Raw genomic sequence first — 23756 nt, forward strand, 5'->3', positions numbered from 1 at the left:
CGTAGGACTTTTGTTTTGCAGTTTTTACGTCACAAGGGATTATAATGAAATTAAATATATTTACTAAATCTATGATTGGTATGGGGCTGGTGTGTTCCGCTCTGCCAGCATTGGCAATGGAAGCATGGAATAACCAACAAGGTGGTAATAAATATCAGGTTATTTTCGATGGCAAAATTTATGAAAATGCCTGGTGGGTTTCTTCTACAAATTGCCCGGGAAAAGCGAAAGCAAATGATGCAACTAACCCGTGGCGTTTAAAGCGTACCGCAACAGCTGCTGAAATTAGTCAGTTTGGCAATACACTTTCCTGCGAAAAGAGCGGCAGCTCATCTTCTTCAAATTCAAATACGCCTGCATCCAATACGCCGGCTAATGGCGGTTCGGCTACACCAGCACAGGGCACTGTTCCGTCTAATTCTTCTGTAGTTGCCTGGAATAAACAGCAGGGTGGTCAGACCTGGTATGTCGTCTTTAATGGTGCGGTATATAAAAATGCCTGGTGGGTAGCCTCTTCTAACTGTCCGGGTGATGCGAAAAGCAATGATGCCAGCAACCCATGGCGTTATGTTCGTGCCGCTACGGCAACGGAAATCTCAGAAACCAGTAATCCACAGTCCTGTACTTCAGCACCACAGCCTTCACCGGATGTGAAACCGGCACCGGACGTTAAACCGGCTCCTGATGTTCAGCCAGCCCCAGCTGATAAGTCAAACGACAACTATGCTGTAGTAGCCTGGAAAGGTCAGGAAGGTTCTTCTACATGGTACGTTATCTATAACGGCGGCATTTATAAGAACGCCTGGTGGGTAGGCGCGGCAAATTGCCCAGGCGATGCGAAAGAAAACGATGCCAGTAACCCATGGCGTTATGTTCGCGCGGCAACGGCAACAGAAATCAGCCAGTATGGTAACCCTGGCTCCTGTTCCGTTAAGCCGGATAATAATGGCGGTGCTGTGACTCCGGTTGATCCAACTCCGGAAACACCGGTGACCCCAACTCCGGATAACAGCGAGCCATCAACACCAGCGGATAGCGTTAACGATTACTCATTGCAAGCGTGGAGCGGCCAGGAAGGTAGCGAAATTTACCATGTTATTTTCAATGGTAATGTTTACAAGAACGCCTGGTGGGTTGGGTCTAAAGATTGCCCACGGGGTACCAGCGCTGAAAACTCCAATAACCCATGGCGTCTCGAGCGTACAGCTACCGCTGCGGAATTGAGTCAGTACGGTAACCCGACTACCTGTGAAATTGATAACGGCGGCGTCATTGTTGCGGATGGTTTCCAGGCCAGCAAAGCGTACAGCGCGGACAGCATCGTAGATTATAACGATGCACATTATAAAACTTCTGTCGATCAAGACGCATGGGGCTTTGTCCCGGGCGGCGATAACCCGTGGAAGAAATACGAACCGGCGAAAGCATGGTCCGCATCCACTGTGTACGTGAAAGGTGATCGCGTTGTTGTTGATGGGCAGGCTTATGAAGCGCTGTTCTGGACGCAAAGTGACAACCCTGCTCTGGTGGCGAACCAAAACGCCACCGGTAGCAATAGCCGCCCGTGGAAGCCGTTAGGTAAGGCTCAGAGCTATAGCAACGAAGAGCTGAATAATGCGCCGCAGTTTAATCCAGAAACGCTTTATGCCAGCGATACGCTGATTCGCTTTAACGGTGTGAACTACATTTCTCAGAGTAAAGTGCAGAAAGTTTCTCCTTCTGACAGCAACCCGTGGCGTGTTTTTGTTGACTGGACCGGAACCAAAGAGCGCGTAGGTACGCCGAAGAAAGCGTGGCCGAAACACGTTTATGCACCGTATGTCGACTTTACGCTGAATACGATCCCGGATCTGGCTGCGCTGGCTAAGAATCATAACGTCAACCACTTCACGCTGGCGTTTGTGGTGAGTAAAGATGCGAACACCTGTCTGCCGACATGGGGTACCGCTTACGGTATGCAGAATTACGCTCAGTACAGCAAAATCAAAGCTCTGCGTGAGGCTGGCGGCGATGTGATGCTGTCTATCGGTGGTGCTAACAACGCTCCGCTGGCTGCTTCCTGTAAGAACGTAGACGATCTGATGCAGCATTATTATGACATCGTTGATAACCTGAACCTCAAAGTCCTGGACTTCGATATCGAAGGCACCTGGGTTGCGGATCAGGCATCTATTGAACGTCGTAACCTTGCTGTGAAGAAAGTGCAGGATAAATGGAAGTCAGAAGGCAAAGATATTGCTATCTGGTACACCTTGCCAATTCTGCCGACTGGCCTGACGCCGGAAGGGATGAATGTCCTGAGCGATGCCAAAGCGAAAGGTGTTGAGCTGGCGGGTGTGAACGTGATGACAATGGACTACGGTAACGCGATTTGTCAGTCTGCAAATACCGAAGGCCAGAACATTCACGGTAAGTGTGCAACGTCTGCGATTGCCAACCTGCATTCACAATTGAAAGGCCTCCATCCCAATAAGAGCGATGCAGAAATTGACGCTATGATGGGTACCACGCCGATGGTTGGCGTGAACGACGTTCAGGGCGAGGTGTTCTATCTCTCTGATGCTCGTCTGGTCATGCAGGATGCGCAGAAGCGTAATCTCGGTATGGTTGGTATCTGGTCAATCGCGCGCGACCTGCCGGGCGGCACTAACCTGTCTCCGGAATTCCACGGCCTGACTAAAGAACAGGCACCGAAGTACGCATTTAGCGAAATCTTCGCGCCGTTTACTAAGCAATAAATGTGTTGGCGATACCTTCCAGTATCGCCGCATTTTTTGTCAATGGGCTACTTTTGGTAGCCCATTATTTTTATTCATATTTCTATTCTTTGCTTAAAAAAGAGTCTTTCCGTAATTGAAATAAGAACTATTTTCATTTATTTTTGAAGAAAGTATACGGGAGTCTCTATGTACGTTTGTCTTTGTAATGGTATCAGCGATAAAAAAATTCGTCAGGCTGTGCGCCAGTTTTCCCCTCACTCGTTCCAGCAATTAAAAAAATTTATTCCGGTCGGCAATCAGTGCGGTAAATGTGTCCGGGCCGCGCGTGAAGTGATGGAGGATGAATTAATGCAGCTGCCGGAGTTTAAGGAGTCCGCATAAACGGAGTGTGTTTTTTGACTTACTCGTAAGCCGTTCTACTCTTCAAAGAGTGGAAGCGAAGGAGTCAAAAAATGAAAGGTGATACTAAAGTTATAAATTATCTCAACAAACTGTTGGGAAATGAGCTTGTCGCAATCAATCAGTACTTTCTCCATGCCCGAATGTTTAAAAACTGGGGTCTCAAACGTCTCAATGATGTGGAGTATCATGAATCCATTGATGAGATGAAACACGCCGATCGTTATATTGAGCGCATTCTTTTTCTGGAAGGTCTTCCAAACTTACAGGACCTGGGCAAACTGAACATTGGTGAAGATGTTGAGGAAATGCTGCGTTCTGATCTGGCACTTGAGCTGGATGGCGCGAAGAATTTGCGTGAGGCAATTGGTTATGCCGATAGCGTTCATGATTACGTCAGCCGCGATATGATGATAGAAATTTTGCGTGATGAAGAAGGCCATATCGACTGGCTGGAAACGGAACTTGATCTGATTCAGAAGATGGGCCTGCAAAATTATCTGCAAGCACAGATCCGCGAAGAAGGTTGAGCCGTGTCGGGAGGGAGAACCCTCCCGGTTAATAAGAGATCCAGGCCAGATACCCCAGGTTTATCATGCTGCCGAGCGCAAGCCACGGGCCGAATGCGATAGTGGTTATAGTCCGGCGTTGCAGAAGTTGTGAAACGATGGCGTAACCAATGCCACCCAGCGAGGCAATCAGCAGTATCATTGGCAACGTTTGCCAGCCACACCATGCGCCTGCAGCGGCCAGTAGCTTGAAATCACCGTAGCCCAATCCCTCTTTGTGACAAACTAACCAGACGCCCCAGTAAACACACCACAGCACCCCATAGCCCGCTACCGCGCCGTAAACCGCATCATGTAAATCAATTAATCCATACTGCGCATTAAATACCAAGCCAAGCCAGAGCAGCGGTAAGGTGAGTTTGTCGGGCAGGAGCTGAGTGCGAAAATCAATAACACTGAGCGTGAGTACGAAACAGAAATAGAGAAAGAGTGCGCCAGTCACGATGGGCGTGAAAGGTGCCAGGGCGCAGGCGATAGCAGCAGCAACACAAAGTATCAGGGGCACTGTATCATGCCAGGCATATTTTTTTTGCCTGAAATGAACCAATACCTGGCGAAACGTTAACGCCGTTTTATCCTCCAACGGCGAGAGGTGATAGGCGATGGCATTAACAAAATAATCTGCAATAAAACCAACCAGAATGAAGAGCGGCAGTAGCATTGTCATTATTGTTGCTCCCTGAAGGACAAATGCCTGAGGGTGATCTCTTCGTTTCCGGCAAGAGTAAACTGAAGGTCTTCAATAACAATACCGTATGTTACCTGTGCCGTAGTGAGCCAGCGGGAGACGTTTTCGAGGGGAGCTGTGACAGGATGAATTGTCAGAGTATTGTCCGGGCCGTTTTCCAGCGTGATAGCCAAATTCTCACGTTTTGCTTCCTCGAGAAGGATATTTTTGATGGGCTGCGTAAGCGCAGGATGACCGAGTAAACCATGGGTGCTCGCTTGATCCTGCATCCATTTGATGTCCTTCTTAATTTTTTGCGCGTGGGACTGATGCTCTGCAATGTAGGTATCTATCGGTTTTATCACCCCAAGCCAACAAAAAACGCCGAGCGAGAGAACCGCCAGTGCCGCAACGATCTGTTTTTCCGATGTGGATTTTTCTGCCCACCATGATTTAATCATTTCCCTGAGTTCCTTACTGTCCATACACCACTGACCGGATCTTTTTCTGTTTTTTCCATCGGAAGCCAGGACTGTGTTAACTCACAGAAACGATCGATATTAGCTTCACTCTTAGCACTCATTTTTAAGGTCAGCGACTTTTGCTTCTGGCTATAGTTCGCCTCCATTAACTGCAGTTCAGGGTGTTCCAGCAGAAGTGTTTGTAAATGATAGAGCAACGGCACAGCTTCAGGATATTGCTGAGCGAGTTGCTGCTTAAAGTAAAAACGAAAATTGTGGGTGCGTTTGATCTGCGGGAAATAACGTTGCCAGGTTTCTTGCTGTTGTTGCTGAAGTTGATCTTCAATCTTAAGCGTATGCCAGAGCGCGATGCTCCGGCTGCCAACAAAAGAAAGAATGGCGAGAACGAGACAGCTTACTGCCAGGCGGGCGAGCCATTTTCCCGATTTGCTTACAGTTTTCTGTTTACGAAAAATACCATGCAGCATGTCATAGCGCTGGAATGCAATATCGGCAGAATACAAACTCAGTGATGGTATTTCAGGATGCTGGATAAGTGGATTGGCCGCTGCAACGCCGTGAGGTACTACACCATAACAAAGCATATTCTCAGGCGGAAACTGGGCAGCAAGATGCTGTAACCAGTGTTCATCCAGTTCGTTGAAGGCATGTGCGGCACTGCGAATGAGCCAGCTTGTTTGCTGGTTAACCAGAGTCCAGCTATCTACTTCCCAGGGAAGATAGCAGCCATCTGGCAAAACCCGCGTCACGTTGAGTCCGGCAGTATGTAAACGCTCAAGATAGCGACTGAGTTTCTCCGACTGAATGCCTATCACCTCGACACTTTCGTTTTGTTTATCGACAACCGTCCAGTGCCAGTCCTGGGTGTTGTCGGGTAACGTCTCCTCTGCCAGCCATTGTAATGTTTGTGCGGTGAGTTTGTATTTGGCGTTGGGCAGCGTGAGGGAACGATATAAAAGGCCCTCTGGTGGGATCAAAAGATGAACATTTCCGGCACCGGGCTGATCGGCCAGCGACTCCAGCGGAAGATCGTCCGTGAGCGTATGTACCGAAGATACGCTATCTGCGGAGAACGTCATCCATTCCCAATGCTTACGCAGCGTCGAGGAAGAACGTATGACCATCAACGATTCAGGCATCACGATCCTTATGATTAGTAGAGTTGCAGCGTACGCCGATAGATTTGGGCGCTCTGCTGTTTACGGTTGAAAAAAATATGGCTTTGCCATCCCTGGGATTGTTCGTCGCTGATACTTTCCGTACTCAGCGTAAAATAGCGGCTATAGGGAAAGAGATGCCTTTTCACCTGAGCAACCAGTGGCTTCACACCGGAGAAATCCTGCTGCGCCCAGTAAAGAAATGCATCCGTGGTTAGCCAGCCTTCCCTCGGCCTTTTTTGCAATAAGACCCGAGCGTCAGCATCCGTGATGTTATTGAGGAATAACGCTCTGAAGAGCGGAATATCGTTCTCCGTTAGCATATTAAGATTGATGCTAAGTTCCGTGGTCGGGAGAACGCAGACATACGGGATAAGCCGCTGATAGATGTTTTCGGTTATGCCTTTTATCTGACGTAATTCGCCAGTCAGAAAAAGCATCTGATTGGCACTATGCCGGGGCGGCGTCTGGCTTTGGTAAAAGCTATCTTCTGCGCCGTGAAAGCGTGGTGAGTCATCGACATCAATATAGTCAGCGATTGATTGCACGATCTCATCGGTGTTTCCGCGATCGATACCGGCGTTAATCAGCAGCGCACTGAATACCTGGGCGGGGAAATCAGGGGAAGCCAGCGGGTCGTCAGAGATTTTTGCTAACGCATTGAGATTAAAACAGTGCTGGGCATCGCGTAACTGCCACTTCACTGTATTGCCATCTTCCAGCTGCAACTGTTGTGGCTGTGCCCAGTACTGCTGCAACGTGGTCTGTCTGTCGTTATCTTTAACGTCCTGGGTGAGGCTGGCAAGCGCAAGTTTCTCCGCCAGTTCAATATCATATTGCCGTTGCAGATGATGGTTTACCTGGCGGGTTCGCTGAAGCTGGCTGTGAAAACTGAGCGTCATGTCTGCTGCCAGAGCAGCCATGAGCGCCAGTAACATGAGTACAATGAGCAGCGCGACGCCGCGTTGTTCATTATTCATGGTTATTATTCCCGGCCTGCGTCTGAGCTGGCGACTCTTCTCTCGCTAACTGCTCAGGTAATGCAAAACGGCGCTGTAACCCCCCATATTGCTGAGTCTGCAGATGTAACGTGACTGAGAGAGGAAGTTCCTGGCTTTCCCCGCTGTTACTTTCCAGAAGAAAGCTCTCGACATGTTCCAGCATCGCCTGGGCGGGTTGATCCTTCCTGCCATCCACAGAAGTACGAACAGCACGGTAGAGCGTATGATTTCGCAGATACCAGTGAACAGTGAGTAAGGTTTGTGCTTCACTGAGAGGAGCCAGCGGATCGCGACTTTGCGTGGTAAAAATAGCTTCTTCACCCAACACCATGATTTTGTCCGTACTCCGATTCCTCCGGGCGACCAGTTGCAGGAGATCGTTATCAAGAATGGTGATGGTGCGCTGTAGCTGATTGAACTGCTGGATTTCTTTCTGTGAGCGTTGATGCAACTCGGAAGCTTGCGAAAAAATCATAAACGCCAGCACGCTAAGCATTGAGAAAATCGCCAGCGCCGCCATGACCTCCAGCAATGTGAAACCCTGCTGGCGATTAATCATCTTGTGCCTGCCCGGATTTATTATCGATGCTTTGATAACGCGTAAGCGAGGTTGTCTGACCGCTGGGTAATGTCACCGTTATGGTGCGTTCCAGAAGCGTGCCGTCTTTGCTTGAGTGGATATCGCTGCGCCAGTTCCACTCTTCGCCATTTATTAACTCTTTGCCAGAACTGGACGTGTTTTCCTCGCCGAATGAATCTTGTGACTGAAGCTGGTTATCCGCTATCCACAATGCCAGCGTCTCGTTACGCATTCGCTCGATGGCATTTCGTTGCCCTTGCATACTGCTCATTAAAGTCAGAGCAACAGCGGTGAAAATACTCATCGCCAGTAAGACTTCAAGCAGTGTCATCCCTGATTGTTTGTTCATGGGCGGGTATCTCTGGCGAGCGTTTGATCCAGGGGCCATGAGCCTGAACAGACTAACGTCAGGAGCGGCTCACCGGTCCCGGCGTTAGCCATCAACAAAGAGAAGGGCGTGATTTGTCCGTCGGCCAGAATCACAACCTGTGGCTGGTTGCTGTCATCAGGTTTAAATGGCTGAAGATGAATTGAGAGTTCTTCATCCCAGTCATTTTGGCTCTCGTCTGCGGCATCTTCTTGTAATGGAACCCAGCGCCAGGCTGATGGTGTTTTGCCCGGTACCATAATGCGCCATGCTGAATCAGAGAAATGGATACCGACAGGCTGACCACTGAGCGTGGCGCGGTCGATGGCTAATTCAAGTGCAGCGGTAAACCGCGCCGCTGTTTCGCGCGCACGAGTGCTGGCGACATCCTCCCGGCCATATGTGAAGAGCACCACGCTTGCCGTGATAGCGACCAGCGCCAGCACCAGCATCATCTCCAGCAGGGTAAACCCGCGTTGCTGATTCATCGCTGACTTACTTTTTCTTCTTGCTCAAACCCCAGTTGGTGATGTCGTCCTCGGTTCCCATTTCACCATCGGGCCCTGCTGAAAGCAGATCGTATGCACCATGTTCACCAGGATTAACGAGGACATAATCATTGCCCCAGGGATCGGCAGGCAGACGCTTGATATAACCTTCCTTGTTATAGTTTGCGGCCAGCGGTGGCAGTGTCGGCGCTTCTACTAAGGATTCAAGCCCCTGATTTGTGGTTGGATAGTGATGATTGTCGAGTTTGTACATATCAAGGGCGTTTTCCAGCGCCACAATATCGCTGACGGCTTTTTGCTTATCCGCCTTTTCTTTATTGCCCATTAGGTTAGGAACCACCAGGCTGGCAAGTACGCCGATAATGACGATCACCACCATAATTTCCAGTAATGTAAAACCGCGTTGCTTATCCGTTGCGCGCATATGCTTTCCTTAATTAATCATTGAGTTAAGTTGAAGAAGAGGTTGGAGTACCGACACGACAATAAACAGGACGATCAGTGCCATCGTAATAATGAGTGCTGGCTCGAAGATGGAGAGCGTTAAGGCGATCCGATTTTGTTGGAGTGTCTCCTGGTTATCTGCGGCTCTGACCATTAATGTGCCGAGCTGCCCGCTTTTTTCGCCAGAGGCCACCATGTAGAGCATCATCGGCGGGAAAATTGCGGTTTGTTCCAGCGAAAGATGAATGCTGTTACCCTGGCGAACGTTCTCTGCCGCATTTGCCAGACGCTGGCGAATTTCGAGGTTGTTGAGGCTTTCGGTGGACAAATTCATCCCATCCAGCAGAGGGACGCCGCTGGATTGCAAAATACTTAAAGTGCGGAGATAGCGTGCGCTGTTAATGGCGCAAATCAGCGGGCCGATGAGCGCAACGCGCAGCAACATGGCATGAAAACGGTGGCGGTTATTGCCGCGTTTTAACCAGAGCCAGAAACCTACAGCGACAATAAACACTGTCGCTAATAATGTCGGGCCGGTACGTTGCAACGTGTCGCTCAGACCTAAAAGAATGCGTGTACTCAGCGGCAGTTGCTGCTTCATATGCACGAACTGTTCGGTAATTTTGGGCACGACAGCAGTGAGGAGAATAATCACGACCCCAATCGCCACCGTAGTGAGCATACAGGGGTAGATCAGTGACTGAATGAGCTTGCTGCGGATTTTCTGCCGGTTTTCATTGTAATCAGCCAGCTTTTCCAACACCGGGGCCAGCAGCCCGCTCTTTTCGCCCGCTTTTACCAGGGTACGATAGAGCGAATCGAAAAGCGTGGGAAAATGCTGTAATGCATCGGAAAGGGGATGCCCTTCAAGGATGGCGCTGCGTACCTGATTTAACACGTCACCCAGTCGTTTATTACTGCTTTGTTGACCGATTACGGCAAGGCTCTCTTCCAGGGGTAATGCCGCTGCGCTTAAGGTTGCCAACTGCCGGGTGAAAAGCGTCAGTTCACTATGGCTGATCCTCGGGCGACGTGTTTTTACTCCCGAACTTTTTTGGGGGCGAATATCCAGCAGGAAAAGCCCTTCTTCACGCAGCCGCAGTCGTGCCTGACGTTCATCGTTAGCATCAATGATCCCTTGCAATTTTTGACCATCCTGGGTCATGGCGCGATAGCGATAATTCATGCTTCGCTCTCCAGCGTGGCACTGGCGACGCGCATAACCTCATCCCAGGAGGTGTCACCGCTTATCACTTTTTGCAGGCCATTTTTGATTAAGGCCTTGTGTTGTTGCCGGACTAGTCGCTCCAGTGCTTGTTCATCCACATTTTCATGAATAGCGGCCCGTAATTCCGGCGTCACCACCATCATTTCGTGGATCGCCATGCGCCCCTGATAGCCGGATTGATGGCAATGAGGGCAGCCTACGGGAGTGCCAATTGTTGTCACCGCGAGCTGATGATATTTAAACATCTGCGCTTGTTGGGGTGATACGGGCGTGAATTGTCGGCATTGCGGACACAGGCGACGAACCAGACGTTGCGCGATAATCCCTGCCAGGGAAGACGAAAGCAGGAATGATTCGACGCCCATGTCGCGGAGCCGGGTCACTGCGCCTGATGCACTGTTAGTGTGGAGTGTTGAGAGTACCAGATGGCCGGTGAGCGAGGCCTGAACCGCAATCTGCGCGGTTTCTGTATCACGAATTTCCCCCACCATGACGACATCCGGGTCCTGGCGAAGTATGGCGCGCAGGCCGCGAGCGAAAGACATATCCACACGGGTATTCACCTGCGTTTGCCCAATGCCTTCCAGCTCATATTCCACGGGATCTTCTACCGTCAGAATATTGCGGCCGGGAGTATTCAGCGCCGAAAGGATGGCGTAGAGCGTGGTGCTTTTACCGGAGCCTGTCGGCCCTGTCACCAGGATAATACCGTGCGGAAGCTGAATGAGATTTTCTAAATCCTGCTTATCCGCTGCCGTCATCCCCAGGTTGTTCAATGAAAGCTGGAGGCTGTTTTTATCCAGCAGGCGGAGTACGGCGCGTTCACCATAGATGGACGGCAGTGTGGATACGCGGACATCTATGTTACGTCGCCCGATACGCAAACTAATTCTTCCATCCTGTGGAATACGTTTTTCGGCGATATCAAGACGAGCCATGACCTTAATTCGGGAGATAAGCAGTGCCGCCAGTTTTTTGTTTGGCTGTAAAATTGTCCGCAAAACGCCGTCGATGCGAAAACGGATCGACATTGTTTTTTCATAGGTTTCAATGTGGATATCAGAGGCGGTTTCTTTGATGGCCTCACTCAAAATCGCATTGATCAAGCGGATAACCGGTGCCGCTGAATCTTCATTCAGGAGATCTTCATTTGCGGGCATCTCTTCCGAAAGCGAGAGAAGATCGACGGATTGATCGATATCCTGCGCAATCTGTTGCGACTCACCGGTATTCTGATGGAATACCGCTTCCAGCCGAGCTTCAAAATCAGCCTGTGACAAGCTGGTCATGGTCTGGCACTGGCCAACCTGACGTTGAATATCGAGTAACCGCTCGAATGGCGTATCGGCGAGATAAATAATCTCGCCCTCTGAATAGAGATAACCAATTCGTTGTGCCAGCGCCCAACTGGCGGGGTACGGTGAGTGAATTCTCATATGAATGCCTCACCGTGACGATGGCGCAGGGGCGTGACTGTTGAACGTGTTTTCATCCAGCACCGGCAAATCTTCCGAGCCAACCAGCGCTTTTGATTTCCCGTCGATCCGCTGTTGTTGCTCCTGACGGTAACGGGTGTATTTCTCTTTTGACAGTGAGCGATAAACATCATCGTCACGGATAATCGTCGGACGGATAAATACCATCAGGTTGCGTTTAGCGCGCTCGGTGGAGGTATAGCGGAAGAGTTGCCCCACTAAAGGAATATCGCCAAGCAGAGGAACCTTTGACACTTGCTCTTTAGAAAAATCATCCAGCAATCCGCCCAGGACCACCGTTTCACCGGTTTTGACCAGCACGGCGTTTTGAATAGTACGGGTATTAAACGTCGGGCCGAGCGTCGAGTTAGAGGAAGAGTCAACGCTGGAGACTTCCTGCTCTATTTCGAGCAACACCGCGTCGCCTTCATTGACCTGCGGAGTAACTTTGAGTTTTGTCCCCACCGTTTTGCGTTCGACGGTATTAAAGACGTTATCCCCTGAAGTGGTCTGTGACCCGGATAGCACCGGCACATCCTGCCCCACGTTGAAGGACGCGAGTTTATTATCCAGCGTTACGATGCTTGGGGTGGCGAGGATGTCATTTTTATTGTTACTGGCCAGCGCGGTAAGCAGTACTCCCCAGTCGCCATTGAAGAAGCCTGCGGCCATGCCATTGTAGGCGCTAAACATATCCCAGGCAGGATTCGCGCTGGTGATCCCACCATTCTTTTTATAATCAGCCACACCTTGCGCAGCGTTAAAAATCGGTAATCCGGTATTGGTAAATTGCTGTGCGCCAACGTTTTTATTCGCCCATTGCACGCCGAGGTTTAGTCCATTTCCATCCTGAACTTCAACGATGATTGCCTCAACCAGCACCTGTGCACGGCGAATGTCCAGACGCGCAATTACCGTGGCGAGTTTTTCCTGGACGGACTGGTCAGCGGTAATGACCAGAGAGTTAGTCTGTTCATCGGCGGTAATGGCGACGTTATCCATCGCGCCAGAAGAGGAGGGCTTACGCGCATTCCCTTTTTCATCTTTCAGCTTTTCGGAAACACCGGTTAGCACTTCCACCAGATTCGTGGCTTTAGCATATTTCAGGTAATAAACCCGGGTATTTCCTTCCTCGCTCTCTTCGACATCAAGGCTTTTCAGTAATGAAGTGATGCGCTGGCGTGCTTTTTCCGGTCCACTGATGATAAGAGAGTTGGTTCGCTTATCCGCCACAATCTTCGCGGAGAGGAGGGCTGGCATCTGGCTTTTACCGTGGCTTTCGCTGATTAATTGATTAAGAATCTCGGCGAGATCTTCCGCTGACGCATATTCCAGATGAATAATTTGCTGCTTCTCTGTGCCGATGACATCAACGCGCTTTATGACTTCAATCAGTTTATTAATGGTGGAGGCACGACCGGTCAGAATAAGAACGTTGGAGGGTTCATAATGCACAACATTACCGACGCTACCCGCATCCATCATCTGGCGGAGCAGGGGGGCCAGGTCACGAGCAGGAACGTTCTCAAGCGGTACAATTCGGGTGACCAACTCATCACCTACGCCTGGACGAGAACTGTCAGCAATCATCCCTGGCGATGTTTTTACATTAGCTGAGCGAACCACTTTCAGAAAACCATTGTCCAGCGTGATCACGGAATAACCGTAAAGATCAAGAATACTTAAAAAGAACTGGTAGTACTCCTGTTGGCTAAACGTATCATTACTGCGTACGGAAATGGTTCCCTGTACCGAAGGGTCGATCAGGATCGTTTTGCCAAGATGCTGACCCACTATTTCCACGAACTGGCGGATATCGGCGTTATTGAAGTTCGCGCCGTATTGTTCGTTCTCAGCGTGTCCTGCACAAGGCATGAGTAGTGCTGCCAGCAAGCAGCAGGTGATTTTATTGAGTCCTTTCATGACGCAGTCCATTCATTCCTGTAAGTTCCCCGACGGAAACATTTATCAAGCGGGGTACGCCGTTGCGACGAATTGTAAACTGAGCACTTTGTTGAGTTAGCAGTAAACTTAATGCCTGTGAAACCTCATCAGGGTGGGTCAGCGAAAGATTATTGATCCTGAGGGCGATATCCCCTGGTTGTAGCAAGCTGGTGGTAAATGCATTGAGGCCCTTACGAGGGTTCAATCGAAGCCCGTATATCTGTTCTCCATCACGTATAGGCGTGGCGATAATATAATCAGCGAGTACATTTTGACTTTCTGAATCAGGCTGCTTGATGATGTCAGGTAGCCCTGGATGGAGAGTTACTTTTTCGTAATGCCCGTGAGTTTCAAACACAACGCTGGTTTTATTTATTTTTCTAATAAACGTTCCCGGCGCTGACTCAAGGGCTTCGTTGAGGGAGTATCGCTTTTGTTCGCTCCCCTCATTAATTAAGACAAAAGAAGTCTCATCATTCGATGTGAGTACAATGCCATTAAGCGCTATAGAGAGCTTAGGTGTTTCCTGATTAACTGCCACGGGATTTGCATCTTTTACCCCAGCATGATTTTCGTTACGCCATAAAGCGGCAAGGCTGAAATCAGACTGAAATGCGTTTGTTGGTTGATTAATGATCTGTCCATTTTTAACTATAGTTGTATGGAAATAATTCACATTAAAAATAATCGACCCTATGCTTATAAATATAATCAATATATTGATGGCAGCATCTTTATTATGATTCGCCAGATGGAAGGGGAAACGTAGTGTGGGCACGATGTATGTTCTAATAAAATAGATTGGGTGGGTTGTATATTGACGTTAGTATAAATAGTATTAATGCCGCTTGCATGAATCAAGCAAAATTTATTTATATTAGTAATATGTATTTAATTAATAAATACATACATTATTTTTATGATTAAGGATAATCAATAATTAAAACAGGAAGTTCTATGTCTACGAGAAGAGAAGTTATTCTTTCCTGGTTGTGTGAGAAACGTCAAACCTGGCGTCTATGCTATTTGTTGGGTGAGGCTGGAAGTGGAAAAACCTGGCTGGCGCAGCAACTGCAAAAAGATAAACATCGCCGTGTGATTACTTTAAGCCTCGTTGTTTCCTGGCAAGGTAAGGCCGCATGGATCGTTACCGACGATAACGCGGCTGAACAGGGCTGCCGTGACAGCGCCTGGACGCGAGATGAGATGGCGGGGCAATTACTGCATGCGCTTCATCGAACTGATAGTCGCTGCCCTCTTATTATTATTGAAAATGCTCACCTGAATCACCGCCGCATACTTGATGATCTCCAACGCGCAATATCTCTTATTCCTGACGGTCAATTTTTGCTGATCGGCAGACCCGATCGAAAAGTCGAACGTGATTTTAAAAAACAGGGCATTGAACTTGTCTCGATAGGACGTCTGACGGAGCACGAACTTAAGGCAAGCATCCTTGAAGGTCAGAATATTGACCAACCCGATCTCCTTTTAACCGCCAGAGTTCTGAAACGGATAGCTTTATTATGTCGGGGCGATCGCAGAAAGCTGGCGCTTGCCGGCGAAACAATTCGCTTATTACAGCAAGCCGAGCAGACCAGCGTTTTCACAGCAAAACAATGGCGAATGATTTACCGCATATTGGGTGATAACCGCCCCCGGAAAATGCAGCTTGCCGTGGTGATGAGTGGAACCATTATCGCTCTTACCTGTGGTTGGCTACTGCTGTCCTCTTTTACAGCTACGTTACCCGTTCCTGCGTGGCTGATACCCGTAACGCCAGTAGTTAAACAAGATATGACTAAGGATATTGCTCATGTGGTGATGCGCGATAGTGAGGCGCTAAGCGTGTTATACGGCGTATGGGGGTACGAGGTCCCAGCTGATTCGGCCTGGTGCGATCAGGCAGTAAGAGCGGGGCTGGCATGTAAAAGTGGGAATGCTTCTTTACAAACATTGGTAGATCAGAATTTGCCCTGGATCGCATCGCTTAAAGTCGGGGACAAAAAATTGCCTGTTGTGGTCGTTCGCGTCGGTGAGGCTAGCGTTGATGTCCTCGTAGGTCAGCAAACGTGGACGCTGACACATAAATGGTTTGAGTCGGTATGGACGGGTGATTATCTTCTGTTGTGGAAAATGTCGCCGGAAGGGGAGAGTACCATTACGCGTGATAGCAGCGAGGAAGAGATTCTCTGGCTGGAAACGATGTTAAACCGCGCATTGCATATTTCGACAGAACCTTCGGCGGAGTGGCGTCCCTTGTTGGTAGAAAAAATAAAGCAATTTCAAAAAAGCCACCACTTGAAAACTGACGGTGTTGTTGGCTTTTCAACGTTAGTACATCTCTGGCAGGTGGCAGGGGAGAGTGCCTACTTATATCGGGATGAAGCAAATATTTCCCCGGAAACAACAGTGAAGGGGAAATGACATGTTTGAATTCTATATCGCCGCGCGTGAGCAGAAAGAAACAGGTCACCCTGGTATCTTCTCCCGACAAAAACACAGCACCATAATATATGTAATTTGTTTATTACTGATTTGCCTGTGGTTTGCAGGAATGGTGCTGGTTGGTGGGTATGCCAGGCAGCTATGGGTGCTTTGGATAGTAAAAGCCGAAGTCACTGTAGAGGCTGAAACGCCCGCTTTTAAACAATCAACACAACACTATTTCTTCAAAAAACAGCCACTCCCCGTCGTCGAATCCGTCGAGGAGGAAGATGACCCAGGCGTCGCGGTTGAGAATGCCCCCTCTTCTTCTGAAGACGAAGAAAATACTGTGGAAGAAAGCGAAGAGAAAGCCGGTTTAAGAGAGCGTGTCAAAAATGCACTGAACGAACTTGAGAGATAACCCGAAGGCTGTTTACTTTACTAGCAATACGCTTGCGTTCGGTGGTTAAGTATGTATAATGCGCGGGCTTGTCGTAGTTGACAGCAGGTTCAATCTGAACCTCAGTTAGCCGAATTTGGCTACCTAACAATGCTCCCAATCGGGGAGCTACGTAAGAACGGTTACACTCTCCCATCAATCGTAATGGGTCTGAGGAGTAATCATTTTCGTTTATAAAATAATTGGAGCTCTGGTCTCATGCAGAACCAAAGAATCCGTATCCGCCTGAAAGCGTTTGATCATCGTCTGATCGATCAAGCAACCGCGGAAATCGTCGAGACTGCCAAGCGCACTGGTGCGCAGGTCCGTGGTCCGATCCCGCTGCCGACACGCAAAGAGCGCTTCACTGTTCTGATCTCCCCGCACGTCAACAAAGACGCGCGCGATCAGTACGAAATCCGTACTCACTTGCGTCTGGTTGACATCGTTGAGCCAACCGAGAAAACCGTTGATGCTCTGATGCGTCTGGATCTGGCTGCCGGTGTAGACGTGCAGATCAGCCTGGGTTAATCAGGTCATTGAGCGATTGAGAGGTTGAAACAATGATTGGTTTAGTCGGTAAAAAAGTGGGTATGACCCGTATCTTCACAGAAGACGGCGTTTCTATCCCAGTAACCGTAATCGAAGTTGAAGCAAACCGCGTTACTCAGGTTAAAGACCTGGCTAACGATGGCTACCGTGCTATTCAGGTGACCACCGGTGCTAAAAAAGCTAACCGTGTGACCAAGCCTGAAGCTGGCCACTTCGCTAAAGCTGGCGTAGAAGCTGGCCGTGGTCTGTGGGAATTCCGCCTGGCTGAAGGCGAAGAGTTCACTGTAGGTCAGAGCATTAGCGTTGAACTGTTTGCTGACGTTAAAAAAGTTGACGTAACTGGCACCTCTAAAGGTAAAGGTTTCGCAGGTACCGTTAAGCGCTGGAACTTCCGTACCCAGGACGCTACTCACGGTAACTCCTTGTCTCACCGCGTTCCGGGTTCTATCGGTCAGAACCAGACTCCGGGCAAAGTGTTCAAAGGCAAGAAAATGGCAGGTCAGATGGGTAACGAACGTGTAACCGTTCAGAGCCTTGACGTAGTACGCGTTGACGCTGAGCGCAACCTGCTGCTGGTTAAAGGTGCTGTCCCGGGTGCAACCGGTAGCGACCTGATCGTTAAACCAGCTGTGAAGGCGTAAGGAGATAGCAATGGAATTAGTATTGAAAGACGCGCAGAGCGCGCTGACTGTTTCCGAAACTACCTTCGGTCGTGATTTCAACGAAGCGCTGGTTCACCAGGTTGTTGTTGCTTATGCAGCTGGTGCTCGTCAGGGTACTCGTGCTCAGAAGACTCGTGCTGAAGTAACTGGTTCCGGTAAAAAACCGTGGCGCCAGAAAGGCACCGGCCGTGCGCGTTCTGGTTCTATCAAGAGCCCGATCTGGCGTTCTGGTGGCGTGACCTTTGCTGCTCGTCCGCAGGACCACAGTCAAAAAGTTAACAAGAAGATGTACCGCGGCGCGCTGAAAAGCATCCTGTCCGAACTGGTACGTCAGGATCGTCTGATCGTTGTCGAGAAGTTCTCTGTAGAAGCGCCGAAAACTAAGCTGCTGGCACAGAAACTGAAAGACATGGCTCTGGAAGATGTGCTGATCATCACCGGTGAGCTGGACGAAAACCTGTTCCTGGCTGCGCGCAACCTGCACAAGGTTGACGTACGCGATGCAACTGGTATCGACCCGGTTAGCCTGATCGCCTTCGACAAAGTCGTAATGACTGCTGATGCTGTTAAGCAAGTTGAGGAGATGCTGGCATGATTCGTGAAGAACGTCTGCTGAAGGTGCTGCGTGCACCGCACGTTTCTGAAAAAGCGTCTACTGCGATGGAAAAATCCAACACCATCGTACTCAAAGTTGCTAAAGACGCGACCAAAGCAGAAATCAAAGCTGCTGTGCAGAAACTGTTTGAAGTCGAAGTCGAAGTCGTTAACACCCTGGTAGTTAAAGGGAAAGTTAAACGTCACGGACAGCGTATCGGTCGTCGTAGCGACTGGAAAAAAGCTTACGTCACCCTGAAAGAAGGCCAGAATCTGGACTTCGTTGGCGGCGCTGAGTAAGTCGGAGGAGTAATACAATGGCAGTTGTTAAATGTAAACCGACATCTCCGGGTCGTCGCCACGTAGTTAAAGTGGTTAACCCTGAGCTGCACAAGGGCAAACCTTTTGCTCCGTTGCTGGAAAAAAACAGCAAATCCGGTGGTCGTAACAACAATGGCCGTATCACCACTCGTCATATCGGTGGTGGCCACAAGCAGGCTTACCGTATTGTTGACTTCAAACGCAACAAAGACGGTATCCCGGCAGTTGTTGAACGTCTTGAGTACGATCCGAACCGTTCCGCGAACATCGCGCTGGTTCTGTACAAAGACGGTGAACGCCGTTACATCCTGGCCCCTAAAGGCCTGAAAGCTGGCGACCAGATTCAGTCTGGCGTTGATGCTGCAATCAAACCAGGTAACACCCTGCCGATGCGCAACATCCCGGTTGGTTCTACTGTTCATAACGTAGAAATGAAACCAGGTAAAGGCGGTCAGCTGGCACGTTCCGCTGGTACTTACGTTCAGATCGTTGCTCGTGATGGTGCTTATGTCACCCTGCGTCTGCGTTCTGGTGAAATGCGTAAAGTAGAAGCAGACTGCCGTGCAACTCTGGGCGAAGTTGGCAATGCTGAGCATATGCTGCGCGTTCTGGGTAAAGCAGGTGCTGCACGCTGGCGTGGTGTTCGTCCGACCGTTCGCGGTACCGCGATGAACCCGGTAGACCACCCACATGGTGGTGGTGAAGGTCGTAACTTTGGTAAGCACCCGGTAACTCCGTGGGGCGTTCAGACCAAAGGTAAGAAGACCCGCAGCAACAAGCGTACTGATAAATTCATCGTACGTCGCCGTAGCAAATAATTTTAGAGGATAAGCCATGCCACGTTCTCTCAAGAAAGGTCCTTTTATTGACCTGCACTTGCTGAAGAAGGTAGAGAAAGCGGTGGAAAGCGGAGACAAGAAGCCCCTGCGCACTTGGTCCCGTCGTTCAACGATCTTTCCTAACATGATCGGTTTGACCATCGCTGTCCATAATGGTCGTCAGCACGTTCCGGTATTTGTAACCGACGAAATGGTTGGTCACAAACTGGGTGAATTCGCACCGACTCGTACTTATCGCGGCCACGCTGCTGATAAAAAAGCGAAGAAGAAATAAGGTAGGAGGAAGAGATGGAAACTATCGCTAAACATCGCCATGCTCGTTCTTCTGCTCAGAAGGTTCGCCTTGTTGCTGACCTGATTCGCGGTAAGAAAGTGTCGCAGGCTCTGGATATTTTGACCTACACCAACAAGAAAGCGGCTGTACTGGTCAAGAAAGTTCTGGAATCTGCCATTGCTAACGCTGAACACAACGATGGCGCTGACATTGACGATCTGAAAGTTACGAAAATTTTCGTAGACGAAGGCCCGAGCATGAAGCGCATTATGCCGCGTGCAAAAGGTCGTGCAGATCGCATCCTGAAGCGCACCAGCCACATCACTGTGGTTGTGTCCGATCGCTGAGACTCTGGAGACTAGCAATGGGTCAGAAAGTACATCCTAATGGTATTCGCCTGGGTATTGTAAAACCATGGAACTCTACCTGGTTTGCGAACACCAAAGAATTCGCTGACAACCTGGACAGCGATTTTAAAGTACGTCAGTACCTGACTAAGGAACTGGCTAAAGCGTCCGTATCTCGTATCGTTATCGAGCGTCCGGCTAAGAGCATCCGTGTAACCATTCACACTGCTCGCCCGGGTATCGTTATCGGTAAAAAAGGTGAAGACGTAGAAAAACTGCGTAAGGTCGTAGCGGACATCGCTGGCGTTCCTGCACAGATCAACATCGCCGAAGTTCGTAAGCCTGAACTGGACGCAAAACTGGTTGCTGACAGCATCACTTCTCAGCTGGAACGTCGCGTTATGTTCCGTCGTGCTATGAAGCGTGCTGTACAGAACGCAATGCGTCTGGGCGCTAAAGGTATTAAAGTTGAAGTTAGCGGCCGTCTGGGCGGCGCGGAAATCGCACGTACCGAATGGTACCGCGAAGGTCGCGTACCGCTGCACACTCTGCGTGCTGACATCGACTACAACACCTCTGAAGCGCACACCACTTACGGTGTAATCGGCGTTAAAGTGTGGATCTTCAAAGGCGAGATCCTGGGTGGTATGGCTGCTGTTGAACAACCGGAAAAACCGGCTGCTCAGCCTAAAAAGCAGCAGCGTAAAGGCCGTAAATAAGGAGCGTCGCTGATGTTACAACCAAAGCGTACAAAATTCCGTAAAATGCACAAAGGCCGTAACCGCGGTCTGGCGCAGGGTACGGATGTTAGCTTCGGCAGCTTCGGTCTGAAAGCTGTTGGCCGTGGTCGTCTGACTGCCCGTCAGATCGAAGCAGCACGTCGTGCTATGACCCGTGCAGTTAAGCGTCAAGGTAAGATCTGGATCCGTGTGTTCCCGGACAAACCGATCACTGAAAAGCCGCTGGCAGTGCGTATGGGTAAAGGTAAAGGTAACGTGGAGTATTGGGTTGCCTTGATTCAGCCGGGTAAAGTCCTGTATGAAATGGACGGTGTTCCGGAAGAGCTGGCCCGTGAAGCATTCAAGCTGGCAGCAGCGAAACTGCCGATTAAAACCACCTTTGTAACTAAGACGGTGATGTAATGAAAGCAAAAGAGCTGCGTGAGAAGAGCGTTGAAGAGCTGAACACCGAGCTGCTGAACCTGCTGCGTGAGCAGTTCAACCTGCGTATGCAGGCTGCAAGTGGCCAGCTGCAACAGTCTCACCTGTTGAAGCAAGTGCGTCGCGATGTCGCACGCGTTAAGACTTTACTGAACGAGAAGGCGGGTGCGTAATGACCGATAAAATCCGTACTCTGCAAGGTCGCGTTGTTAGCGACAAAATGGAGAAATCCATTGTTGTTGCTATCGAACGTTTTGTGAAACACCCGATCTACGGTAAATTCATCAAGCGTACGACCAAACTGCACGTACATGACGAGAACAACGAATGCGGTATCGGTGACGTGGTTGAAATCCGCGAATGCCGTCCGCTGTCCAAGACTAAATCCTGGACGCTGGTTCGCGTTGTAGAGAAAGCGGTTCTGTAATACAGTACACTCTCTCAATACGAATAAACGGCTCAGAAATGAGCCGTTTATTTTTTCTACCCATATCCTTGAAGCGGTGTTATAATGCCGCGCCCTCGATATGGGGATTTTTAACGACCTGATTTTCGGGTCTCAGTAGTAGTTGACATTAGCGGAGCACTAAAATGATCCAAGAACAGACTATGCTGAACGTCGCCGACAACTCCGGTGCACGTCGCGTAATGTGTATCAAGGTTCTGGGTGGCTCGCACCGTCGCTACGCAGGCGTAGGCGACATCATCAAGATCACCATCAAAGAAGCAATTCCGCGTGGTAAGGTCAAAAAAGGTGATGTGCTGAAGGCGGTAGTGGTGCGCACCAAGAAGGGTGTTCGTCGCCCGGACGGTTCTGTCATTCGCTTCGATGGTAATGCTTGTGTTCTTCTGAACAACAACAGCGAGCAGCCTATCGGTACGCGTATTTTTGGGCCGGTAACTCGTGAGCTTCGTAGTGAGAAGTTCATGAAAATTATCTCTCTGGCACCAGAAGTACTCTAAGGAGCGAATCATGGCAGCGAAAATCCGTCGTGATGACGAAGTTATCGTGTTAACCGGTAAAGATAAAGGTAAACGCGGTAAAGTTAAGAATGTCCTGTCTTCCGGCAAGGTCATTGTTGAAGGTATCAACCTGGTTAAGAAACATCAGAAGCCGGTTCCGGCCCTGAACCAACCGGGTGGCATCGTTGAAAAAGAAGCCGCTATTCAGGTTTCCAACGTAGCAATCTTCAATGCGGCAACCGGCAAGGCTGACCGTGTAGGCTTTAGATTCGAAGACGGTAAAAAAGTCCGTTTCTTCAAGTCTAACAGCGAAACTATCAAGTAATTTGGAGTAGTACGATGGCGAAACTGCATGATTACTACAAAGACGAAGTAGTTAAAAAACTCATGACTGAGTTTAACTACAATTCTGTCATGCAAGTCCCTCGGGTCGAGAAGATCACCCTGAACATGGGTGTTGGTGAAGCGATCGCTGACAAAAAACTGCTGGATAACGCAGCAGCAGACCTGGCAGCAATCTCCGGTCAAAAACCGCTGATCACCAAAGCACGCAAATCTGTTGCAGGCTTCAAAATCCGTCAGGGCTATCCGATCGGCTGTAAAGTAACTCTGCGTGGCGAACGCATGTGGGAGTTCTTTGAGCGCCTGATCACTATTGCTGTACCTCGTATCCGTGACTTCCGTGGCCTGTCCGCTAAGTCTTTCGACGGTCGTGGTAACTACAGCATGGGTGTCCGTGAGCAGATCATCTTCCCAGAAATCGACTACGATAAAGTCGACCGCGTTCGTGGTTTGGATATTACCATTACCACTACTGCGAAATCTGACGAAGAAGGCCGCGCTCTGCTGGCTGCCTTTGACTTCCCGTTCCGCAAGTAAGGTAGGGTTACTAAATGGCTAAGCAATCAATGAAAGCACGCGAAGTAAAACGCGTAGCTTTAGCTGATAAATACTTCGCGAAACGCGCTGAACTGAAAGCGATCATCTCTGATGTGAACGCTTCCGACGAAGATCGTTGGAACGCTGTTCTCAAGCTGCAGACTCTGCCGCGTGATTCCAGCCCGTCTCGTCAGCGTAACCGCTGCCGTCAAACAGGTCGTCCGCATGGTTTCCTGCGGAAGTTCGGGTTGAGCCGTATTAAGGTCCGTGAAGCCGCTATGCGCGGTGAAATCCCGGGTCTGAAAAAGGCTAGCTGGTAATTGTCACCAATTGAATCACGGGAGTAAAGACAGATGAGCATGCAAGATCCGATCGCGGATATGCTGACCCGTATCCGTAACGGTCAGGCCGCGAACAAAGCTGCGGTCACCATGCCTTCCTCCAAGCTGAAAGTGGCAATCGCCAACGTGCTGAAGGAAGAAGGTTTTATTGAAGATTTTAAAGTTGAAGGCGACACCAAGCCTGAACTGGAACTTACTCTGAAGTATTTCCAGGGCAAAGCTGTTGTAGAAAGCATTCAGCGTGTCAGCCGCCCAGGTCTGCGCATCTATAAACGTAAAGATGAGCTGCCGAAAGTTATGGCGGGTCTGGGTATCGCAGTTGTTTCTACCTCTAAAGGTGTTATGACTGATCGTGCAGCGCGCCAGGCTGGTCTTGGTGGCGAAATTATCTGCTACGTAGCCTAATCGGAGGAAAA

At 49.6% G+C, this 23756-nt stretch carries 33 protein-coding genes; 21 read left to right on the plus strand and 12 right to left on the minus strand.

Going from position 1 to position 23756, the window contains the following annotated elements:
* Window positions 1–44: 44 nt before the first annotated feature.
* The 3 genes from chiA (at window position 45) to bfr (ending at window position 3649) form a co-directional block, all read left to right on the plus strand.
* Window positions 45–2738, plus strand: a complete 2694-nt coding sequence (gene chiA / locus KXD89_RS01900; RefSeq protein ID WP_000773156.1) for a bifunctional chitinase/lysozyme — start codon at window positions 45–47, stop codon at window positions 2736–2738.
* Between the two features lie 168 nt (window positions 2739–2906).
* Window positions 2907–3101: a bacterioferritin-associated ferredoxin gene (bfd, locus tag KXD89_RS01905; RefSeq protein WP_000289085.1), complete on the plus strand. Its 195-nt coding sequence runs from the start codon at window positions 2907–2909 to the stop codon at window positions 3099–3101.
* Between the two features lie 71 nt (window positions 3102–3172).
* Window positions 3173–3649 carry a bacterioferritin gene (bfr, locus tag KXD89_RS01910; protein WP_000675504.1) on the plus strand — a complete coding sequence of 159 codons (477 nt, stop codon included), beginning with the start codon at window positions 3173–3175 and terminating at the stop codon, window positions 3647–3649.
* 28 nt (window positions 3650–3677) lie between these two features.
* On the opposite strand, the gene gspO is transcribed toward bfr, so the two are convergent.
* Genes gspO through gspC form a run of 12 tightly spaced genes read right to left on the minus strand, consistent with a single transcriptional unit; the run spans window position 3678 to window position 14320 of the window.
* Window positions 3678–4355 (minus strand): prepilin peptidase GspO, encoded by a 678-nt coding sequence (gene gspO / locus KXD89_RS01915; RefSeq protein WP_000178154.1) that lies wholly within the window; start codon window positions 4353–4355, stop codon window positions 3678–3680.
* Entirely contained in the window at window positions 4355–4816 is a 462-nt protein-coding gene (gene gspM, locus KXD89_RS01920) for a type II secretion system protein GspM (RefSeq protein ID WP_001295161.1), read from the minus strand. Before gspM ends, gspO begins: the two co-directional genes overlap by 1 nt.
* Window positions 4813–5976, minus strand: a complete 1164-nt coding sequence (gspL, locus tag KXD89_RS01925; RefSeq protein WP_001115238.1) for a type II secretion system protein GspL — start codon at window positions 5974–5976, stop codon at window positions 4813–4815. Before gspL ends, gspM begins: the two co-directional genes overlap by 4 nt.
* A 14-nt stretch (window positions 5977–5990) precedes the next feature.
* Window positions 5991–6974: a type II secretion system minor pseudopilin GspK gene (gene gspK / locus KXD89_RS01930; RefSeq protein WP_001058522.1), complete on the minus strand. Its 984-nt coding sequence runs from the start codon at window positions 6972–6974 to the stop codon at window positions 5991–5993.
* The gene (gene gspJ, locus KXD89_RS01935) at window positions 6967–7554 is read right to left on the minus strand and encodes a type II secretion system minor pseudopilin GspJ (RefSeq protein ID WP_000610634.1); all 588 of its coding nucleotides are present in this window, start codon (window positions 7552–7554) and stop codon (window positions 6967–6969) included. Before gspJ ends, gspK begins: the two co-directional genes overlap by 8 nt.
* Window positions 7547–7924 (minus strand): type II secretion system minor pseudopilin GspI, encoded by a 378-nt coding sequence (gspI, locus tag KXD89_RS01940; protein WP_001041743.1) that lies wholly within the window; start codon window positions 7922–7924, stop codon window positions 7547–7549. The genes gspJ and gspI overlap by 8 nt, the downstream gene beginning before the upstream one ends.
* Window positions 7921–8430: a type II secretion system minor pseudopilin GspH gene (gene gspH / locus KXD89_RS01945; protein WP_001076046.1), complete on the minus strand. Its 510-nt coding sequence runs from the start codon at window positions 8428–8430 to the stop codon at window positions 7921–7923. The genes gspI and gspH overlap by 4 nt, the downstream gene beginning before the upstream one ends.
* Window positions 8431–8437: 7 nt before the next feature.
* A complete protein-coding gene (gene gspG / locus KXD89_RS01950; protein ID WP_001202874.1) occupies window positions 8438–8875 on the minus strand; it encodes a type II secretion system major pseudopilin GspG in 438 nt (145 codons plus the stop codon).
* A gap of 9 nt (window positions 8876–8884) precedes the next feature.
* Entirely contained in the window at window positions 8885–10081 is a 1197-nt protein-coding gene (gene gspF, locus KXD89_RS01955) for a type II secretion system inner membrane protein GspF (protein ID WP_001109573.1), read from the minus strand.
* Window positions 10078–11559: a type II secretion system ATPase GspE gene (gspE, locus tag KXD89_RS01960; RefSeq protein ID WP_001219894.1), complete on the minus strand. Its 1482-nt coding sequence runs from the start codon at window positions 11557–11559 to the stop codon at window positions 10078–10080. Before gspE ends, gspF begins: the two co-directional genes overlap by 4 nt.
* A 9-nt stretch (window positions 11560–11568) precedes the next feature.
* A complete protein-coding gene (gene gspD / locus KXD89_RS01965; protein ID WP_001326512.1) occupies window positions 11569–13521 on the minus strand; it encodes a type II secretion system secretin GspD in 1953 nt (650 codons plus the stop codon).
* Window positions 13505–14320 (minus strand): type II secretion system protein GspC, encoded by an 816-nt coding sequence (gene gspC / locus KXD89_RS01970; RefSeq protein ID WP_001142708.1) that lies wholly within the window; start codon window positions 14318–14320, stop codon window positions 13505–13507. The genes gspD and gspC overlap by 17 nt, the downstream gene beginning before the upstream one ends.
* Before the next feature lie 179 nt (window positions 14321–14499).
* On the opposite strand from gspC, the gene gspA reads away from it, so the two are divergent.
* From gspA to rpsH, 18 genes are all read left to right on the plus strand, one after another.
* On the plus strand, window positions 14500–15969 hold the full coding sequence (gspA, locus tag KXD89_RS01975; protein ID WP_000107576.1) for a type II secretion system protein GspA: 1470 nt from the start codon (window positions 14500–14502) through the stop codon (window positions 15967–15969).
* A 1-nt stretch (window position 15970) separates the two neighbouring features.
* Window positions 15971–16390 carry a putative general secretion pathway protein GspB gene (gene gspB / locus KXD89_RS01980; protein ID WP_000461450.1) on the plus strand — a complete coding sequence of 140 codons (420 nt, stop codon included), beginning with the start codon at window positions 15971–15973 and terminating at the stop codon, window positions 16388–16390.
* A gap of 237 nt (window positions 16391–16627) precedes the next feature.
* On the plus strand, window positions 16628–16939 hold the full coding sequence (gene rpsJ / locus KXD89_RS01985) for a 30S ribosomal protein S10 (RefSeq protein WP_001181004.1): 312 nt from the start codon (window positions 16628–16630) through the stop codon (window positions 16937–16939).
* Window positions 16940–16971: 32 nt separating this feature from the next.
* Window positions 16972–17601 carry a 50S ribosomal protein L3 gene (gene rplC / locus KXD89_RS01990; protein ID WP_000579833.1) on the plus strand — a complete coding sequence of 210 codons (630 nt, stop codon included), beginning with the start codon at window positions 16972–16974 and terminating at the stop codon, window positions 17599–17601.
* Between the two features lie 10 nt (window positions 17602–17611).
* A complete protein-coding gene (rplD, locus tag KXD89_RS01995) occupies window positions 17612–18217 on the plus strand; it encodes a 50S ribosomal protein L4 (protein WP_000424395.1) in 606 nt (201 codons plus the stop codon).
* Window positions 18214–18516, plus strand: coding sequence for a 50S ribosomal protein L23 (rplW, locus tag KXD89_RS02000; RefSeq protein ID WP_000617544.1), 303 nt, complete (start codon window positions 18214–18216; stop codon window positions 18514–18516). The genes rplD and rplW overlap by 4 nt, the downstream gene beginning before the upstream one ends.
* Before the next feature lie 17 nt (window positions 18517–18533).
* Window positions 18534–19355, plus strand: coding sequence for a 50S ribosomal protein L2 (gene rplB / locus KXD89_RS02005; protein WP_000301864.1), 822 nt, complete (start codon window positions 18534–18536; stop codon window positions 19353–19355).
* Window positions 19356–19371: 16 nt separating this feature from the next.
* Window positions 19372–19650, plus strand: a complete 279-nt coding sequence (rpsS, locus tag KXD89_RS02010) for a 30S ribosomal protein S19 (protein WP_001138117.1) — start codon at window positions 19372–19374, stop codon at window positions 19648–19650.
* 14 nt (window positions 19651–19664) lie between these two features.
* Window positions 19665–19997 carry a 50S ribosomal protein L22 gene (gene rplV / locus KXD89_RS02015; protein ID WP_000447529.1) on the plus strand — a complete coding sequence of 111 codons (333 nt, stop codon included), beginning with the start codon at window positions 19665–19667 and terminating at the stop codon, window positions 19995–19997.
* A 17-nt stretch (window positions 19998–20014) separates the two neighbouring features.
* Complete coding sequence (rpsC, locus tag KXD89_RS02020) at window positions 20015–20716, plus strand: 30S ribosomal protein S3 (RefSeq protein ID WP_000529945.1); 702 nt, start codon at window positions 20015–20017, stop codon at window positions 20714–20716.
* A gap of 12 nt (window positions 20717–20728) precedes the next feature.
* Window positions 20729–21139, plus strand: a complete 411-nt coding sequence (rplP, locus tag KXD89_RS02025; protein ID WP_000941212.1) for a 50S ribosomal protein L16 — start codon at window positions 20729–20731, stop codon at window positions 21137–21139.
* Window positions 21139–21330, plus strand: coding sequence for a 50S ribosomal protein L29 (gene rpmC / locus KXD89_RS02030; protein WP_000644741.1), 192 nt, complete (start codon window positions 21139–21141; stop codon window positions 21328–21330). Before rplP ends, rpmC begins: the two co-directional genes overlap by 1 nt.
* Complete coding sequence (rpsQ, locus tag KXD89_RS02035) at window positions 21330–21584, plus strand: 30S ribosomal protein S17 (RefSeq protein WP_000130100.1); 255 nt, start codon at window positions 21330–21332, stop codon at window positions 21582–21584. The genes rpmC and rpsQ overlap by 1 nt, the downstream gene beginning before the upstream one ends.
* Window positions 21585–21748: 164 nt before the next feature.
* Window positions 21749–22120: a 50S ribosomal protein L14 gene (gene rplN, locus KXD89_RS02040; RefSeq protein WP_000613955.1), complete on the plus strand. Its 372-nt coding sequence runs from the start codon at window positions 21749–21751 to the stop codon at window positions 22118–22120.
* Between the two features lie 10 nt (window positions 22121–22130).
* Window positions 22131–22445 (plus strand): 50S ribosomal protein L24, encoded by a 315-nt coding sequence (gene rplX, locus KXD89_RS02045; RefSeq protein ID WP_000729185.1) that lies wholly within the window; start codon window positions 22131–22133, stop codon window positions 22443–22445.
* A gap of 14 nt (window positions 22446–22459) precedes the next feature.
* Entirely contained in the window at window positions 22460–22999 is a 540-nt protein-coding gene (gene rplE / locus KXD89_RS02050) for a 50S ribosomal protein L5 (RefSeq protein ID WP_001096200.1), read from the plus strand.
* 14 nt (window positions 23000–23013) lie between these two features.
* Entirely contained in the window at window positions 23014–23319 is a 306-nt protein-coding gene (rpsN, locus tag KXD89_RS02055) for a 30S ribosomal protein S14 (RefSeq protein WP_001118930.1), read from the plus strand.
* Window positions 23320–23352: 33 nt separating this feature from the next.
* The gene (gene rpsH / locus KXD89_RS02060) at window positions 23353–23745 is read left to right on the plus strand and encodes a 30S ribosomal protein S8 (protein WP_000062611.1); all 393 of its coding nucleotides are present in this window, start codon (window positions 23353–23355) and stop codon (window positions 23743–23745) included.
* Window positions 23746–23756 lie beyond the last annotated feature (11 nt).

This window comes from Escherichia sp. TC-EC600-tetX4, assembly GCF_019356055.1.
In the GTDB taxonomy this organism is placed as follows: domain Bacteria; phylum Pseudomonadota; class Gammaproteobacteria; order Enterobacterales; family Enterobacteriaceae.